This is a genomic window from Leifsonia sp. Ger2509 (assembly GCF_055231915.1).
Window position 1 is genome coordinate 3,703,481 of record NZ_JBUYVB010000003.1, and the last position, 14,639, is coordinate 3,718,119.

Sequence of the window (14,639 nt, forward strand, 5' to 3'; positions counted from 1 at the left end):
TGGTGCCGTTCCAGATAGGTAGTCATTCAATGGTGAGCTTTATTCTGAGACGAATTCTCGTCTCGATTCTCATCCTCATCGCCGCATCGTTCCTGATGTACATGCTTGTGGCGTATTCGGTCGATCCGCTCGCGGATCTCCGCTCCAGCAACAACCCGAACAAGGCAGCGCTGATCACAGCGCGTATCCAGCTACTCCACCTCGATGTCGCCCCACCCCTGCGGTGGGCACTGTGGCTCGGCGGCGCGGCGAAGTGCCTCATCCCCTTCGCGAACGCCTGCGACCTCGGTTCGACGATCTCCAACGCGCAGGTGACCGACATTCTGCCGCAGGCACTCGGATCTACAATCCAGCTCGTGACGCTCGCGCTTGTCCTCGCGGTCGTGCTGGGTATCTCGATCGGTATCATCACCGCGCTCCGCCAGTACAGCGGCCTCGATAACACGATGACGTTCATCAGCTTCTTCCTGTACTCGTTGCCGGCGTTCCTCGTTGCGGTTCTCCTCAAGGAGTTCATCGCACTCGGCTTCAACAACTTCCTTCAAGACCCCGTGATCAGCTGGTACTGGCTCGTGATCATCGGTGTTGTCATGGGCGCGGTCTTCCAATCACTGGTGGGAGGCGATCGTCGACGGAGACTAATCGTGTTCGCAGCGGTGGGTGGTGCAACCTTCCTCCTGCTCTGGCTGATGTCGGCGACCGGCTGGTTCCTCACTCCCGGGCTCGGTCCGGTGGCGATGATCATCCTCATCGCGGGCATCGCGCTCGGCGCGACGGCGCTGATGGCGGGTCTTCAGAACCGCAAGGCGCTGATCACGGCCGGCATCAACGGTGCGATCGGCATCGTCGCCTACTTCGCGATCCAGCCGCTGCTGAACATCTCCAGTGTCGCCACCATCGCGATCCTGGCGATCGTCACCCTCGCAGTCGGGCTCGTCAGCGGATGGCTGGTCGGCGGTTACGACCGCGGCCAGAACATGCGGGTGGGAGCTGTGACGGCCGTGCTGTCGGCGGCGCTCATCCTGGTCGACCGCTTCATGCAGGCGTGGCCGCAGTACCTCCAGGACACGAACGGCCGCCCGATCGCGACGGTTGGCTCCTCCACTCCGAACCTCGACGGCGACATCTGGGTCACCGGTCTGGACACCTTCACGCACCTGCTGCTGCCGACGATCGCGCTGCTGCTGATCTCGTTCGCGAGCTACACGCGGTATTCGCGCGCCGGGATGCTCGAAGTGCTCAACCAGGACTACATCCGCACCGCACGCGCCAAGGGGCTCCCCGAGCGCACGGTGATCGTCCGCCACGCCTTCCGAAACGTGCTCATCCCGATCACGACCCTGGTCGCATTCGACGTCGGCGCGCTCCTCGGTGGCGCGATCATCACGGAGAGGGTCTTCGCCATCCCCGGCATGGGCTTCCTCTTCAGCGCGGGTCTCAGTAGTGGTGACCTCAACCCGGTGATGGGCTACTTCGTCGTGATCGCGATCATGGCCATCCTGTTCAATTTCCTGGCCGACCTGGCCTATGCAAGCCTCGACCCGAGGGTGAGGGTCCGATAATGACCATCAACAACGAACCAGTCCTCACCGACGAACCGACCGTCGAGTCCAAGGCTCCGGAGAGCCAGGGGCGGATCATCTTCCGCCGCTTCGTGGGCAACCGGATGGCCGTGACGAGCATCATCCTCGTCGTCTTCATCATCCTGTTCTCGATCTCGGCCATCGGCGTCGGACCGATCCACGGCTGGTGGAAGTACACCTACCAGGAGCTGAACCCCCAGGTGAACCAGGGCGCTCCGTCGCTCGAGCACCCGTTCGGCCAGGACCGCATCGGCAAGGACTATTTCGCACTGGTCATGCGCGGCATCCAGAACTCGTTCATCGTGATGATCGTGCTCGGCGGAATCGCCAGCGTCGTCGGCGTCGTCGTCGGCGCGATCGCGGGCTACTACCGCGGGATCACCGACGCGATCCTGATGCGCATCACGGACGTCTTCATCGTCATCCCGGCTCTCGTCATCGGTTCCGTGGTGGGACACTGGGCCGGTGGGCTCGGCGCCCCGCTGCTGGCGATCATGCTCGGGTTCTTCTCGTGGATGGGTATCGCCCGACTGGTCCGCGGCGAGTTCCTCTCGCTGCGTGAGCGCGAGTTCGTCGAGGCGGCGCGTGTCGCCGGCGCATCGGACCGTCGCATCATCTTCAAGCACATCCTGCCGAACGCCGCGGGTGTCGTGATCGTCTCGTCGACCCTCATCATGGCGTCCGCCATCCTGCTGGAGACCGCGCTGAGCTTCCTCGGCTACGGCATCAAGGCCCCCGATGTGTCCCTCGGCCTGCTGATCAGCCAGAACGAGTCGGCCTTCCAGACCCGCCCGTGGCTGTTCTGGTGGCCCGGGCTCTTCATCGTCTCTCTGGCCCTGCTGGTGAACTTCATCGGCGACGGACTGCGGGATGCGTTCGACCCGCGCCACCGCCGGTTCAAGCTGCGCCAGATGCAGGAAGAAATTCCCGAATCCGCGGACGATCGGGCATGACGCTCCTCGTGAGCCCGGCCGGCGGGGTACTAGCCGACGAGGATCGCGACGACAGAACCCGCCGCGAGGACGACGAGTGCGATGGCGGTCGCCCAGTGCGTCGACACCGTGACCTTCGTCGTGTCGGCGACGCCCGTCTCGAACGCTCCGCGCTCGCGCAGGCTGTCCCAGCGACTGCGCACGAGGTACGCCGCTTCGCCCGACTCCGTGCCGAGCAGGTCGCCGGGTCGCGCTGCGTCGCCATGGAGCGGCGCACGGCTGCCGGAGTTCTCGTTCCTCGACTTGGTGGCGCGGTAGCTGGAGGCACGGCCGGGAGCGGGTGCAGCCCACGCGGCGTAGTTGTGCCCGGGCGTGTAGAGGGTCAGCGCGTACTTGGTGTCCACGTGGATCAGGGCCGGCCACGGCACGAACACCGTGCGCAGCACGTTGCGCAGGCGAACGCCCTCGTCGTCGACCTCGACGCTCGGTCTCCACAGGGCCTCCCACGCGAACAGGGCGACGAACGCCGCGGGCATCACGTACAGCAGTCGGATGCCCGGCGCGACGAACAGCAGGCTCCCCGTCATGAAGGCGGCGAGCACCCAGATGACGACGGCGAGGATGCGGTTGAAACGCGACGCGTAGACGTCGCGTCCGGAGGGAGCTTCGGTGGGCATGGGTCCATGCTGACAGCATCCGCATCGGCCGTCCAACGCAACACGAACTCGACGGCGACCACAGTCGCCCTGGAAGGAAACAGGATTTCATGACCGACACGATGACCGGGCAGACCCCCGTTCTCGAGGTCACCGACCTCAGCGTCGACTTCGGTGTCGAGGGAATGTGGGTTCCCGCGGCCAAGAAGCTGAACTACGCGATCAAGCCGGGCGAAGTCCTCGCCCTGGTGGGCGAGTCCGGCTCCGGCAAGAGTGCGAGTTCGATGGCGATCCTCGACCTCCTGCCGGAGAACAGCCGGATCCGGGGAAGCATCAAGCTCGACGGGCGCGAGCTCACCGGCCTCAAGCCGCAGCAGATGCGCAAGGTCCGCGGCGCGCAGATCGCGGTGATCTTCCAGGAGCCGATGACCGCCCTCAACCCCGTCTACACGATCGGATCCCAGATCGTGGAGACGCTGCGCATCCACTACGGCATGTCGCCGCACGAGGCCCGGGAGCGCGCACTCGAACTGCTTGAAATGGTGGAGTTGCCCGACCCGCTGAAGGCGTACAACTCGTACCCGCACCAGCTGTCCGGCGGCCAGCGTCAGCGCGCCATGATCGCGCAGTCGATCTCGTGCGACCCGAAGCTCCTCATCGCCGATGAGCCGACCACCGCGCTCGACGTCACCGTCCAGGCCGAGATCCTCGACCTGCTGCGCAGCCTGCGCGACCGGCTCGACAGCGCCATCCTGCTGATCACCCACGACATGGGTGTCGTCGCCGACCTCGCCGACAACATCGCCGTCATGCGCAAGGGCGACATCGTCGAGACGGGAACCGTCGAAGAGGTCTTCGCCAACCCGCGGCATCCATACACGATCGCTCTGCTCGAGGCGGTTCCGCACCTCGGCCAGCGCGGCGACGAAGAGATCGACACGACCGCGGCGCTCGCGACCGGGTCCGAGAGTGCGCAGGCCGCGGAGTTCGCCGAGCGCATCGCGGTCAACGAACGTCTCGCAGAGGAAGCCGCGCTGCTCGCCGAGCGCGACACCCGCAAGGTGGTCGTCGACTTCGAGAACGTCGCGATCGAGTACCCGAAGCGCGGGCGTGTGCCGGCGTTCCGTGCCGCGGACAAGATCAACCTCCAGATCCGTGAGGGCGAAGTGCTCGGCCTCGTGGGTGAGTCCGGCTCGGGCAAGACGACGCTGGGGCGGGCCGCGATCGGACTCCTGCCGATCGCCGAGGGCAAGCTCGTCGTCGCCGGCCAGGACATCTCCCACGCGGCGCGCGACGAGATCCGCTCGCTGCACAAGAACGTCGGAATCGTGTTCCAGGACCCGGCGTCGTCGCTCAACCCGCGCCTTCCCATCGGCGACAGCATCGGTGAACCGTTGCTGCTGGCCAAGGGACTGAAGGGCGCAGCCCTCAACAAAGAGGTGGAGCGGCTGCTCGACAGCGTCGAACTCCCGCGCTCGTACCGGACCCGGTACCCGCACGAACTCTCCGGCGGCCAGAAGCAGCGCGTCGGCATCGCCCGCGCACTCTCGCTCAAGCCGCAGGTGCTGATCGCCGACGAGCCGACGAGCGCGCTCGACGTGTCCGTCCAGGCCCGGGTGCTCGAGCTGATGCAGCAGCTGCAGAAGGAGATGAACTTCGCCTGCCTGTTCGTCACGCACGACCTGGCGGTCATCGACGTGCTCGCCGAGCGCATCGCGGTCATGCACCACGGCAACCTGGTGGAGACGGGCACGCGCGACGAGATCCTGCGCTACCCCAAGGAGGCGTACACGCAGCGCCTCCTCGCGGCCGTTCCGCTCCCTGATCCGAAGCTGCAGCGCGAGCGTCGCGACCTCCGCAGGGAGATCCTGGCGGCCGGCTCCGACGAAGGCCCGCACGTCGCGGCACCGCTGGAGGACCCGGAGCCGAACGTCCCGCCGTCGGCCCAGTTCTGACAGGTTGCGTGCAGGCGCGACGGGTCACGGCGTTTGTGGGGTAAAATTGACCGTTACCCCCCAAATCTTCTGACCGAGAGTCGAGCCTGCACGCATGTCTGAAACCGCCGTCGCACACCGCGGCGATCTGCGAAACGTCGCGATCGTCGCCCACGTCGACCACGGCAAGACCACCCTTGTCGACGCCATGCTCCGGCAGACGAACTCGTTCTCTTCGCACGAGCACGTCGAAGAGCGCGCCATGGACTCGAACGAGCTCGAGCGTGAGAAGGGCATCACGATCCTCGCCAAGAACACGGCGATCTCGTATGCAGGCAAGCACGCCACCGACGGTCCGATCACCATCAACGTGATCGACACCCCCGGCCATGCCGACTTCGGTGGCGAGGTCGAGCGCGGTCTGTCCATGGTCGACGGCGTCGTGCTGCTGGTCGACGCGAGCGAGGGCCCGCTCCCGCAGACCCGCTTCGTGCTGCGCAAGGCGCTCGAGGCCAAGCTGCCCGTCATCCTGCTCGTCAACAAGACCGACCGCCCGGATGCGCGCATCGACGCCGTCGTCCACGAGAGCCAGGACCTCCTCCTCGGCCTCGCGAGCGACCTCGCCGACGACGTCCCCGACCTCGACCTCGACGCCATCCTCGATGTGCCCGTCGTCTACGCGTCCGGCCGCAACGGGGCCGCGAGCCTCAACAAGCCTGAGAACGGCGAGCTGCCAGACAACGCAGACCTGGAACCTCTGTTCGAGGCGATCCTCGAGCACATCCCGGCTCCGACCTACGACCCGGAGGCGCCGCTGCAGGCGCACGTCACCAACCTCGACGCCTCGCCGTTCCTCGGCCGCCTCGCGCTGCTCCGCATCTTCAACGGCACGCTCAAGAAGGGCCAGACCGTGGCCTGGGTGCGTCACGACGGTGACGTCCACAATGTACGAGTCACCGAGCTGATGATCACGAAGGCGCTCGACCGCTACCCGGCGGAGAGCGCCGGACCGGGTGACATCGTCGCCGTCGCGGGCTTCGCCGACATCATGATCGGCGACACGCTGGCCGACCCCGATGACATCCGTCCGCTTCCGCTCATCCACGTCGACGACCCAGCGATCTCGATGACGATCGGCACGAACACCTCGCCGCTCGTCGGCAAGGTCAAGGGCCACAAGCTCACGGCGCGCATGGTCAAGGACCGCCTCGATCGCGAACTCGTCGGCAACGTCTCGCTGCGCGTGCTCGACATCGGCCGGCCCGACGCCTGGGAGGTCCAGGGCCGCGGTGAGCTCGCGCTCGCCATCCTCGTCGAGCAGATGCGTCGCGAAGGCTACGAGCTCACCGTCGGCAAGCCGCAGGTGGTCACGAAGAAGGTCGACGGCAAGACGCACGAGCCGTTCGAGCACCTGACGATCGACGTGCCCGAGGAGTACCTCGGTGCGATCACCCAGCTGCTCGCAGCCCGCAAGGGTCGCATGGAGAACATGTCGAACCACGGCACCGGCTGGGTCCGCATGGAGTTCATCGTGCCGTCGCGCGGCCTCATCGGTTTCCGCACCGAGTTCCTCACGATCACCCGCGGTACCGGTATCGCCAACGCCATCTCGCACGGCTATGACGAGTGGGCGGGCCAGATCGTCACGCGCAGCAACGGCTCGATCGTCGCCGACCGCGCCGGCGTCGTCACTCCGTTCGCCATCATCGCTCTGCAGGAGCGTATGACGTTCTTCGTCAATCCGACCGAAGAGGTCTACGAGGGCATGGTGATCGGCGAGAACTCGCGCGCCGACGACATGGATGTCAACATCACCAAGGAGAAGAAACTGACGAACATGCGTCAGTCGACGGCCGACAACTTCGAGTCGATGACTCCGTCGCGTCAGCTGACCTTGGAGGAGTGCCTCGAATTCGCTCGCGAAGACGAGTGCGTCGAGGTCACCCCGGCCGCTGTGCGCATCCGCAAGGTGGAGCTCGACCAGTCGGCGCGCGCCCGTGCGACCTCCCGTTTGAAGAAACAGGACCAGAACGCCTGACCGCCGATCTGCGTTCGTTGAACGCGCATCGGCGCCGGAGTACGCTACGCCCTAGGCGGGTTCCCGAGTGAGCCGGCCTGGGGAGCGTGCATCATGTACACCGTCCGGAGGCGCCTCGCGGTGCCGCTTGCGATCCTGGTCGCGCTCGGTCTTGCACCCGCGATGAGCGGCTGCGCGAACGTCGAAGGCATCGTGAAGAATGTGACCGGTGGTCACGTCGACATCGGCGGCAACAAAGTTCCGAGCGACTTCCCGTCGGCCGTTCCTCTCTACAAGGACGACGTCGTCTTCGCGGCTTCGGCCGGCGGCGACGGCAAGAAGGTCTGGAACGTCACCGTCAAGGTCCCGGATGCGAAGGCGTCGGACGATATCGCGAAGCAGCTCACGGATGCCGGTTTCACCGGGGGATTCAAGGGGTCGGACGGCGACGCCGTCACCGGCACCTTCTCCTCGGATGCTTACGGGGTCCTCGTCGTCGTCACGAGCGCAGGCAAGAACGGCTGGGTCGCCAACTACACAGTGACGAGCGACGTGGCCAGCCCGAGTCCGACACCCACTCCGTAGCGCTCCGACCCGCATTCGCCTGGCTACGGCGTCAGGAATTCGGGAACCTCTGTGACAGATGCGACGGCTGCGGCGCCGGGGATGCACATCCGCTGGACACCTGTCACTCCAGCCCCACGCATTCCTGAATAAGTGACAGCGGAATTACACGAAGAGCCCGGCCCCGACATAGCTGCCCGGTCGCACGCCCGGGGGAACGGCGAAGATCGCCGACCCGACGTGCTTGAGGTACTCGTTCATCGCGTCGCTGCGCGCCAGCTGCTGCTGGATCGGGATGAACTGCGTGCGAGGATCCCGCTGGAACGCGATGAAGAACAGGCCGGCGTTCAGCCGCCCGAGTTCGTCGTTCCCGTCGACGAAGTTGTAGCCGCGGCGCAGCAGTTGCGCCCCGTTGTTGGTGCTGGGATGCGCGAGCCGAACGTGCGAATCCGGGTCGATCTTGGTTCCCCCGTCGGCAGAGACCGCGAGGAAGTTCGGCTCCGTGAACTCCGTTCCGCCTGACAGCGGGGCACCTTCGCCCTTGTCCCGGCCGATGATGCGCTGCTGCTCGCCGAGCTGCTGGCGGTCCCAGGTCTCGATGACCATCCGGATCTTGCGGGTGACCAGGTAGGACCCACCGGCCATCCAGCTCGCACCGTCGGCGCCTGCAGCCCACACCTGGTCGTTGACGGCCTTCGTGTCCTCCGCCTTGACGTTCGCCGTTCCGTCCTTGAACCCGAACAGGTTGCGCGGCGTGACCTGCGTGCGGGTCGTCGCCGACGTGCGCCCGAACCCGAGCTGGGACCAGCGGATGGATGCGCGTCCGAACGCGATCCTCGACAGGTTGCGTATGGCGTGCACCGCCACCTGCGGGTCGTCACTGCACGCCTGGATGCAGAGGTCTCCGCCGCTGAGTGAGTCGACGAGCGCATCGCCCGGGAAGTGGGGGAGGTCGACGAGGGCGGCCGGACGACGGGACGCCAGGCCGAACCGGTCGACGCCGGCACTCGTGCGGAACAGCGTCGGGCCGAAGCCGAAGGTCAGCGTCAGCCCGGCTGCCGGGAGATCGAGGGCCTCACCGGTGTCGTCGGGTGGCGCGTCGAGCGGCCCGCCGGCGGGGTCATGGGCGCCCGCAGATTTTCCCTGTGTCATGCGCGCAGCAGCGACGGTCCAGTCCTTGAGCAGTTCGATCAGGCCTGCGCGGTCGAGGCCGGGGGCCGTATCGAAGGATGCGAAATGGAGGCGGTCCTGGGCGGCGGTGGTGATCCCGGCCTGGTGGTCGCCGTGGAAGGCGTACACCGCCGTCGAGCCGGAGCCTGCTCCCGCGGTGGCGAGGACGGTGCGGTCGAGTGCGATCCCGGCGCCGACCCCGAGGAGTCCTGCGCCCACGGTCGCACCCGCGAGCCCGAGAAGTCCACGACGGGACAGCCCGGGCTCGACGGGTTCGCTGGTGTTGTCAGCCACGCGGCGCCCCTATTTGACGATGACGGAGGTGAGTTTGCTGAGCGGCTCGCTCAGGGCGTTCACCTCGTCGGAGAGCTCTTTGACCTGCGCGGTGGAGAGCGTCGTGTACGAGACGTAGCCGCTGCCGCTCTTGTGCTTGTCGAGCAGCGCCGTGATCGCTGCGAACTCGGTGTCGAGCTGCTTCACGACGTTCTTGCCGTCGACTCCCTTCGCAGCCGCGATGTCGCGGACGATCCCGTAGGCCACGTTGGCGCCTTCGACGTTCGCCTGGAAGTCCCACAGGTCGGTGTGGGAGAAGATCTCCTCTTCGCCGGTGATCTTGCTGCGGGACACTTCTTCCATCAGCCCGATGGCGCCGTTCGAGATCTGGTCGATCGTCAGGGTGAAGGTCGTCGCCGAGACCAGATCGTGGAGACGCTGCGTGTCCGCGATGAGCCGCGCGGCCAGCTGGGTGCGTTCGGCGGCCGTCGCGGCGGTGTAGCCGGCCGGAGCCCAGAGGTCCTTTTCGATGCGGTGCCAGCCGGTCCAGGTCTGGCCGGGCTCCAGGTCGGCCTCGCGGAGGTCGAGCGCGGGGTCGATGTCGCCGAACTGCTCGGCGGTGGGCTCGATCCGCTCGTAGCACATGCGCGCAGCCGCGTACTGGGAGCGGGCGGCCGCGTCGTCTCCGGCCTCGTAGGCTGCGGCGAACGCCTGCGTCGCAGCGAGGAGCCGGCCGCTCTGGTCCTTGATGTACGAGATGTAGTTGGTGACGGCCCCTGCGATCTGCTTGCTCTGGCTCTGGCTCGTCGCGGCCTTCGTGCCCGTCGTGACGGTGAACTTCTTCAGGCCGCTCGGATCGCCGACCATGCCTTTCTTGCACGCCGTGTAGTAGCTGCCCTCGGCGAGCTGGATCACATAGTTGACCGTCGTCCCCGGCCCGATGTTCTCCTTCTCGCCGGCGATCCGCAACTTGTCGGAGGCGAGGATCTCGAACTCGTTGACGTCGTTGCCGTCGTTGGTCACCTGGAACGTCACCGGGCCGGCAGGGGCCGTGTTCGCCGACACCGTGCAGGTGTCGTCGGTCATGGCGACGGCGATGGCTTCCGCGTCGGCGGATGCGCGATTGGGTACGCATCCCGTCAGTGCGATCGCGACGGCGGCGGCGCCCGCGAGCGCGCCGAAGTATCGGGTCTTCATGTGTCGTGCTTCTCCTCTTAGGACGCGGCGGTCTGCGTCGCAACGCGTGCTGACGATGTCGCCGTGCTTGGTGTGGCGGCTCGGTGCTGGCGGTAGTAGAAGGTTCCGACGACGGCCAGGTAGGCGAGCCAGACGCCCACCTGCAGCCAGGTCGGGGAGGGATTGAAGTTCACGATGCCCTGCAGCACGGTGCCGTACCAGCTGCTCGCCGGGATGACCGAGCTGATGTCGTAGGCGTGGTGGCTCGCGCCGGGCAGCACGCCCGCCTCCTGCAGGTCGCCGACGCCGTAGGCGAGGACTCCGGCCGCGACGACGATGAGAAAGACGCCGGTCCAGGTGAAGAACTTTCCGAGGTTGATCTTGACGAAGCCCCGGTAGATGAAGATCTCGATGACCACTGCGGTGAGGATGCCGAGGAGGGCTCCCGCCGCAGGGATCCAGCTGCCGCCGACGGATGCGACGGTCGCCCAGACGAAGAGCGATGTCTCGACTCCCTCCCGCCCGACACTGAGCGCGGCGAGGATGATGATGCCCCAGCCGGCCCCGAGGAGGGCGCTGTCGAGGCGGGAGTGCAGGGTGCTCTTGAGGGTGCGAGCGGTCTTGCCCATCCAGAAGACCATCCAGGTGACGAACCCGACCGCGACGATCGAGAGGCTGCCGCCGACGATCTCTTGTGCCTGAAAGCTCATTCCGTACGGGCCCCAGGTGAGCAGTGCTCCGATGCCGAGGGGGACGACGATGGCGATTCCGACGCCGAACCAGAGGTTGCGCAGCACATCCCTGCGTTCGACTTTCACGATGTAGGCGACGAGGATGCCGACGACGAGGGCGGCTTCGAGGCCTTCGCGAAGGCCGATCAGGTAGTTTGCGAGCACAGCTGTCTTCTCGGATCGAGTAGGGGAAATGTTGGTAAGGCTAACCTTACTCATTCGACTCTAGACGGCCGTGGCCGGAACTGTCTAGTTAGGATTGCGGCATGGCCGTTCGGATCCTGAATCTCGTCCTGCTCTTCATCGCGGGGGCCCTGCTGGGCGCTGTCGGAACGGTCGCGCACCAGTCGACGGCGACCGTCGCCGGCGTCCCCGTCCCGTGGGGGATCACCGTCGCGCTCCTCGCCTACACGCTCCTCCTCGTCGGGCTGCGCCTGCTGAACGCCGGACGAGCCCCTGCGCTCGCCGCCGCGCTCGGTACCATCGCGATGACCTTCGTGTTCTCGATCAAGGGCATCGGCGGCTCCGTCCTCATTCCCGACAACCTCCTCGGCAAGATCTGGGTCGTCGCACCGATCCTCATCGCGGCCGTCGTGATCGCCTGGCCGCGGTTGCCGCAGCGCCGAGCGGCTCCGCAAAACGGCCTAAGCTAGAAGGCAACTGAAGCGTGAAGGGACTCCGACCACTGTGACCTACGTCATCGCCTTGCCCTGCGTGGACGTCAAAGACCGCGCCTGCATCGACGAGTGCCCGGTCGACTGCATCTACGAAGGCGAACGGTCCCTCTACATCCACCCCGACGAGTGCGTCGACTGCGGTGCCTGCGAGCCGGTCTGCCCCGTCGAGGCCATCTACTACGAAGACGACCTGCCCGAGCAGTGGTCCGACTACTACAAGGCCAACGTCGAGTTCTTCGACGACATCGGCTCGCCAGGGGGAGCTGCGAAGGTGGGTGTGATCGCCAAGGATCACCCGCTCATCTCGGCGCTCCCGCCGCAGGCCCACGCCTGATCCGTCGTGGCACTCGGTCCGCTTCCCGACTACCCGTGGGACCAGATGGTTCCGTTCGCGGCTCGCGCTTGCGCGCACGCTGAGGGAATCGTCGACCTCTCGATCGGCTCCCCGGTCGATCCGACACCTGCGCTCATCCGGAACGCGCTCTCGCGAGCCACCGACGCACACGCGTACCCTCAGACGATCGGAACCCCTGCACTGCGCGAGGCGATCGTCGCGTGGTTCGCCCGCCGGCGCGGTGTGACCGACCTGTCCGTCGCCAACGTGCTTCCGACCATCGGGTCGAAGGAACTCGTCGCCTTCCTGCCGTTCATGCTGGGGCTCGGCGAGGGCGATGTCGTGGTGCACCCGCGAGCCGCGTATCCGACGTATGCCATCGGCGCCGCGTTCGCCGGTGCCGCAGCGTTCGCATCCGACGACCCCGACGAGTGGCCGGAGACGACACGCCTCGTCTGGGTCAACTCTCCGGGCAATCCCGATGGTCGGGTGCTCGGTGTCGACGAGCTGCGCAGGATGGTCGCTCGTGCCCGCGAACTGGGCGCGGTCATCGCCAGCGACGAATGCTACGCCGAGCTCGGGTGGGACGAGCCGTGGCATCACGAGCGCATCCCGAGCATCCTCGACCCTCGCGTGACCGGCGGCGACCGACGCGACGTGCTCGCGGTCTACTCGCTCAGCAAGCAGTCGAACCTCGCTGGGTACCGCGCCGCGTTCGTGGCGGGATGCAGCACTCTGGTCGAACGGCTCGTCACCGTCCGCAAACACGCGGGACTCATGGTTCCGGCGCCTCTGCAGGCCGCGATGGCGGTCGCGCTCGGCGACGACGAGCACGTGAACGAGCAGCGCGAACGATACCGCGGTCGACGCGATGTGCTCAAGCCGGCACTCGAGAGCGCGGGCTTCCGGATCGACAGGAGCGAGGCCGGCCTTTACCTCTGGGCGACGGAGGGACGGGGCGCCTGGGAGAGCATCGGACGCCTGGCCGACATCGGAATCCTCGCCGGTCCCGGCGTCTTCTACGGCGACCATTTCCCGGAGCACGTGCGTCTCTCGCTGACGGCGACGGATGAAAGAATCGCCTCGGCAGCGGCCAGACTGCGCGCTTTTGGAGACTCCCTCTAATCAGATTCGGCCCCGCTTGGACGATGTAACAGTTGTCCCGCTTTGCCAATAGGCTGTAATCGCAGGACTCTTTGCGGCGCTGCCACGACCGGCGACCGCGCTCTTAAGCAGGCAGACCCAGGAGGCGTTGTGAGCGGAATCGGCACCGGACAGGCAGGGGGCCAGGCGCAGAAAGCCACCCTGAGCACCCCCAGCGGAACGGCCGACTTCCCGATCCTGCCGAGCGCGAGCGGCGCCTCGAGCATCGACTTCTCCAGCCTCACCCGCGCGACCGGTCACACCTCGCTCGACTACGGCTTCGTCAACACCGCTGCGACGCGCTCGGCGATCACCTACATCGACGGCGACGCCGGAATTCTCCGCTATCGCGGCTACCCGATCGAGCAGGTCGCGCAGAACTCGACATTCCTCGAGGTCGCATGGCTGCTCATCCACGGCGAGTTGCCGTCTGCGAGCGAACTGTCCGACTTCGACGAGAAGATCCGCAGGCACACCCTGCTCCACGAAGACCTGAAGCGCTTCTTCAGCGCCCTCCCGCACGACGCGCACCCCATGTCGGTGCTTTCGAGCGCCGTCTCAGCGCTGTCGACCTTCTACCAGGACTCGCTCAGCGTGCACGACCCCGAGCAGATCGAGCTGTCGACCATCCGCCTGCTCGCGAAGCTGCCGGTCATCGCGGCGTACGCGCACAAGAAGAGCGTCGGGCAGGCCTTCCTGTACCCCGACAACTCGCTGAGCTTCGTCGACAACTTCCTCCGCCTCAACTTCGGAACGCTCGCCGAGCCGTACGAGGTGAACCCGGTCGTGAGCAAGGCGCTCGAACGCCTGCTCATCCTGCACGAGGACCACGAGCAGAACGCGTCGACATCGACCGTCCGTCTCGTCGGCTCGACCCAGGCGAACCTCTTCGCCTCGGTGTCGGCAGGCATCAACGCCCTCTACGGGCCGCTCCACGGCGGCGCGAACGAAGCAGTGCTCGACATGCTCGGGTCGATCAGGGACTCCGGTGAGAGCGTGCAGACGTACGTCGAACGCGTGAAGCGCAAAGACGAGGGCGTGAAGCTCATGGGCTTCGGGCACCGCGTCTACAAGAACTTCGACCCGCGTGCCCGCCTGGTCAAGGAGAGCGCCGATGAGGTGCTCGCCGCGCTCGGCGTGCACGATCCGCTGCTCGACATCGCCAAGGAGCTCGAAGAGGTCGCCCTCGCGGACGACTACTTCATCGAGCGCAAACTGTATCCCAACGTCGACTTCTACACCGGCGTCATCTACAAGGCGATGGGCTTCCCGACGCGCATGTTCACCGTGCTGTTCGCCATCGGGCGTCTCCCTGGCTGGATCGCGCACTGGCGCGAGATGAACTCCGACCCGGCGACGAAGATCGGCCGCCCGCAGCAACTCTACGTGGGCTCGCCAGAGCGCTCCTGGCCCGAGGCCCGCTGACCCGCCACGCCGGCGTCCGGCAAC

Annotated in this window: 13 protein-coding genes; 9 read left to right on the top strand and 4 right to left on the bottom strand. The window is 66.5% G+C overall.

Annotation, left to right across the window (positions count from 1 at the left end):
• Positions 1–29 precede the first annotated feature (29 nt).
• Together ACV7NN_RS17940 and ACV7NN_RS17945 are read left to right on the top strand one after the other, a co-directional pair.
• Entirely contained in the window at positions 30–1,562 is a 1,533-nt protein-coding gene (locus tag ACV7NN_RS17940) for an ABC transporter permease (protein ID WP_463350914.1), read from the top strand.
• Positions 1,562–2,536 (top strand): ABC transporter permease, encoded by a 975-nt coding sequence (locus ACV7NN_RS17945; protein WP_463350915.1) that lies wholly within the window; start codon positions 1,562–1,564, stop codon positions 2,534–2,536. The genes ACV7NN_RS17940 and ACV7NN_RS17945 overlap by 1 nt, the downstream gene beginning before the upstream one ends.
• 29 nt (positions 2,537–2,565) lie before the next feature.
• Here ACV7NN_RS17945 and ACV7NN_RS17950 read toward each other — a convergent pair whose 3' ends face one another.
• Complete coding sequence (locus ACV7NN_RS17950; protein ID WP_463350916.1) at positions 2,566–3,192, bottom strand: PH domain-containing protein; 627 nt, start codon at positions 3,190–3,192, stop codon at positions 2,566–2,568.
• 89 nt (positions 3,193–3,281) lie between these two features.
• On the opposite strand from ACV7NN_RS17950, the gene ACV7NN_RS17955 reads away from it, so the two are divergent.
• From ACV7NN_RS17955 to ACV7NN_RS17965, 3 genes are all read left to right on the top strand, one after another.
• Positions 3,282–5,126 (top strand): ABC transporter ATP-binding protein, encoded by a 1,845-nt coding sequence (locus ACV7NN_RS17955; RefSeq protein ID WP_463350917.1) that lies wholly within the window; start codon positions 3,282–3,284, stop codon positions 5,124–5,126.
• 94 nt (positions 5,127–5,220) lie between these two features.
• Positions 5,221–7,143, top strand: coding sequence for a translational GTPase TypA (gene typA / locus ACV7NN_RS17960; protein WP_463350918.1), 1,923 nt, complete (start codon positions 5,221–5,223; stop codon positions 7,141–7,143).
• Positions 7,144–7,236: 93 nt separating this feature from the next.
• A complete protein-coding gene (locus ACV7NN_RS17965) occupies positions 7,237–7,707 on the top strand; it encodes a hypothetical protein (protein ID WP_463350919.1) in 471 nt (156 codons plus the stop codon).
• A gap of 144 nt (positions 7,708–7,851) precedes the next feature.
• On the opposite strand, the gene efeB is transcribed toward ACV7NN_RS17965, so the two are convergent.
• From efeB to efeU, 3 genes are read right to left on the bottom strand one after another with little or no spacing between them, the layout of a single operon-like run.
• A complete protein-coding gene (efeB, locus tag ACV7NN_RS17970) occupies positions 7,852–9,150 on the bottom strand; it encodes an iron uptake transporter deferrochelatase/peroxidase subunit (protein ID WP_463350920.1) in 1,299 nt (432 codons plus the stop codon).
• A 9-nt stretch (positions 9,151–9,159) separates the two neighbouring features.
• Positions 9,160–10,326, bottom strand: coding sequence for an iron uptake system protein EfeO (gene efeO / locus ACV7NN_RS17975; protein ID WP_463350921.1), 1,167 nt, complete (start codon positions 10,324–10,326; stop codon positions 9,160–9,162).
• Between the two features lie 17 nt (positions 10,327–10,343).
• Positions 10,344–11,201 (bottom strand): iron uptake transporter permease EfeU, encoded by an 858-nt coding sequence (gene efeU / locus ACV7NN_RS17980; RefSeq protein ID WP_463350922.1) that lies wholly within the window; start codon positions 11,199–11,201, stop codon positions 10,344–10,346.
• A gap of 101 nt (positions 11,202–11,302) precedes the next feature.
• On the opposite strand from efeU, the gene ACV7NN_RS17985 reads away from it, so the two are divergent.
• From ACV7NN_RS17985 to ACV7NN_RS18000, 4 genes are all read left to right on the top strand, one after another.
• Positions 11,303–11,689 (top strand): hypothetical protein, encoded by a 387-nt coding sequence (locus ACV7NN_RS17985; protein ID WP_463350923.1) that lies wholly within the window; start codon positions 11,303–11,305, stop codon positions 11,687–11,689.
• Between the two features lie 34 nt (positions 11,690–11,723).
• Complete coding sequence (fdxA, locus tag ACV7NN_RS17990; protein ID WP_345764088.1) at positions 11,724–12,047, top strand: ferredoxin; 324 nt, start codon at positions 11,724–11,726, stop codon at positions 12,045–12,047.
• 6 nt (positions 12,048–12,053) lie between these two features.
• Positions 12,054–13,172, top strand: a complete 1,119-nt coding sequence (gene dapC, locus ACV7NN_RS17995) for a succinyldiaminopimelate transaminase (RefSeq protein ID WP_463350924.1) — start codon at positions 12,054–12,056, stop codon at positions 13,170–13,172.
• Positions 13,173–13,301: 129 nt separating this feature from the next.
• Positions 13,302–14,615, top strand: a complete 1,314-nt coding sequence (locus ACV7NN_RS18000) for a citrate synthase (RefSeq protein ID WP_463350925.1) — start codon at positions 13,302–13,304, stop codon at positions 14,613–14,615.
• Positions 14,616–14,639 lie beyond the last annotated feature (24 nt).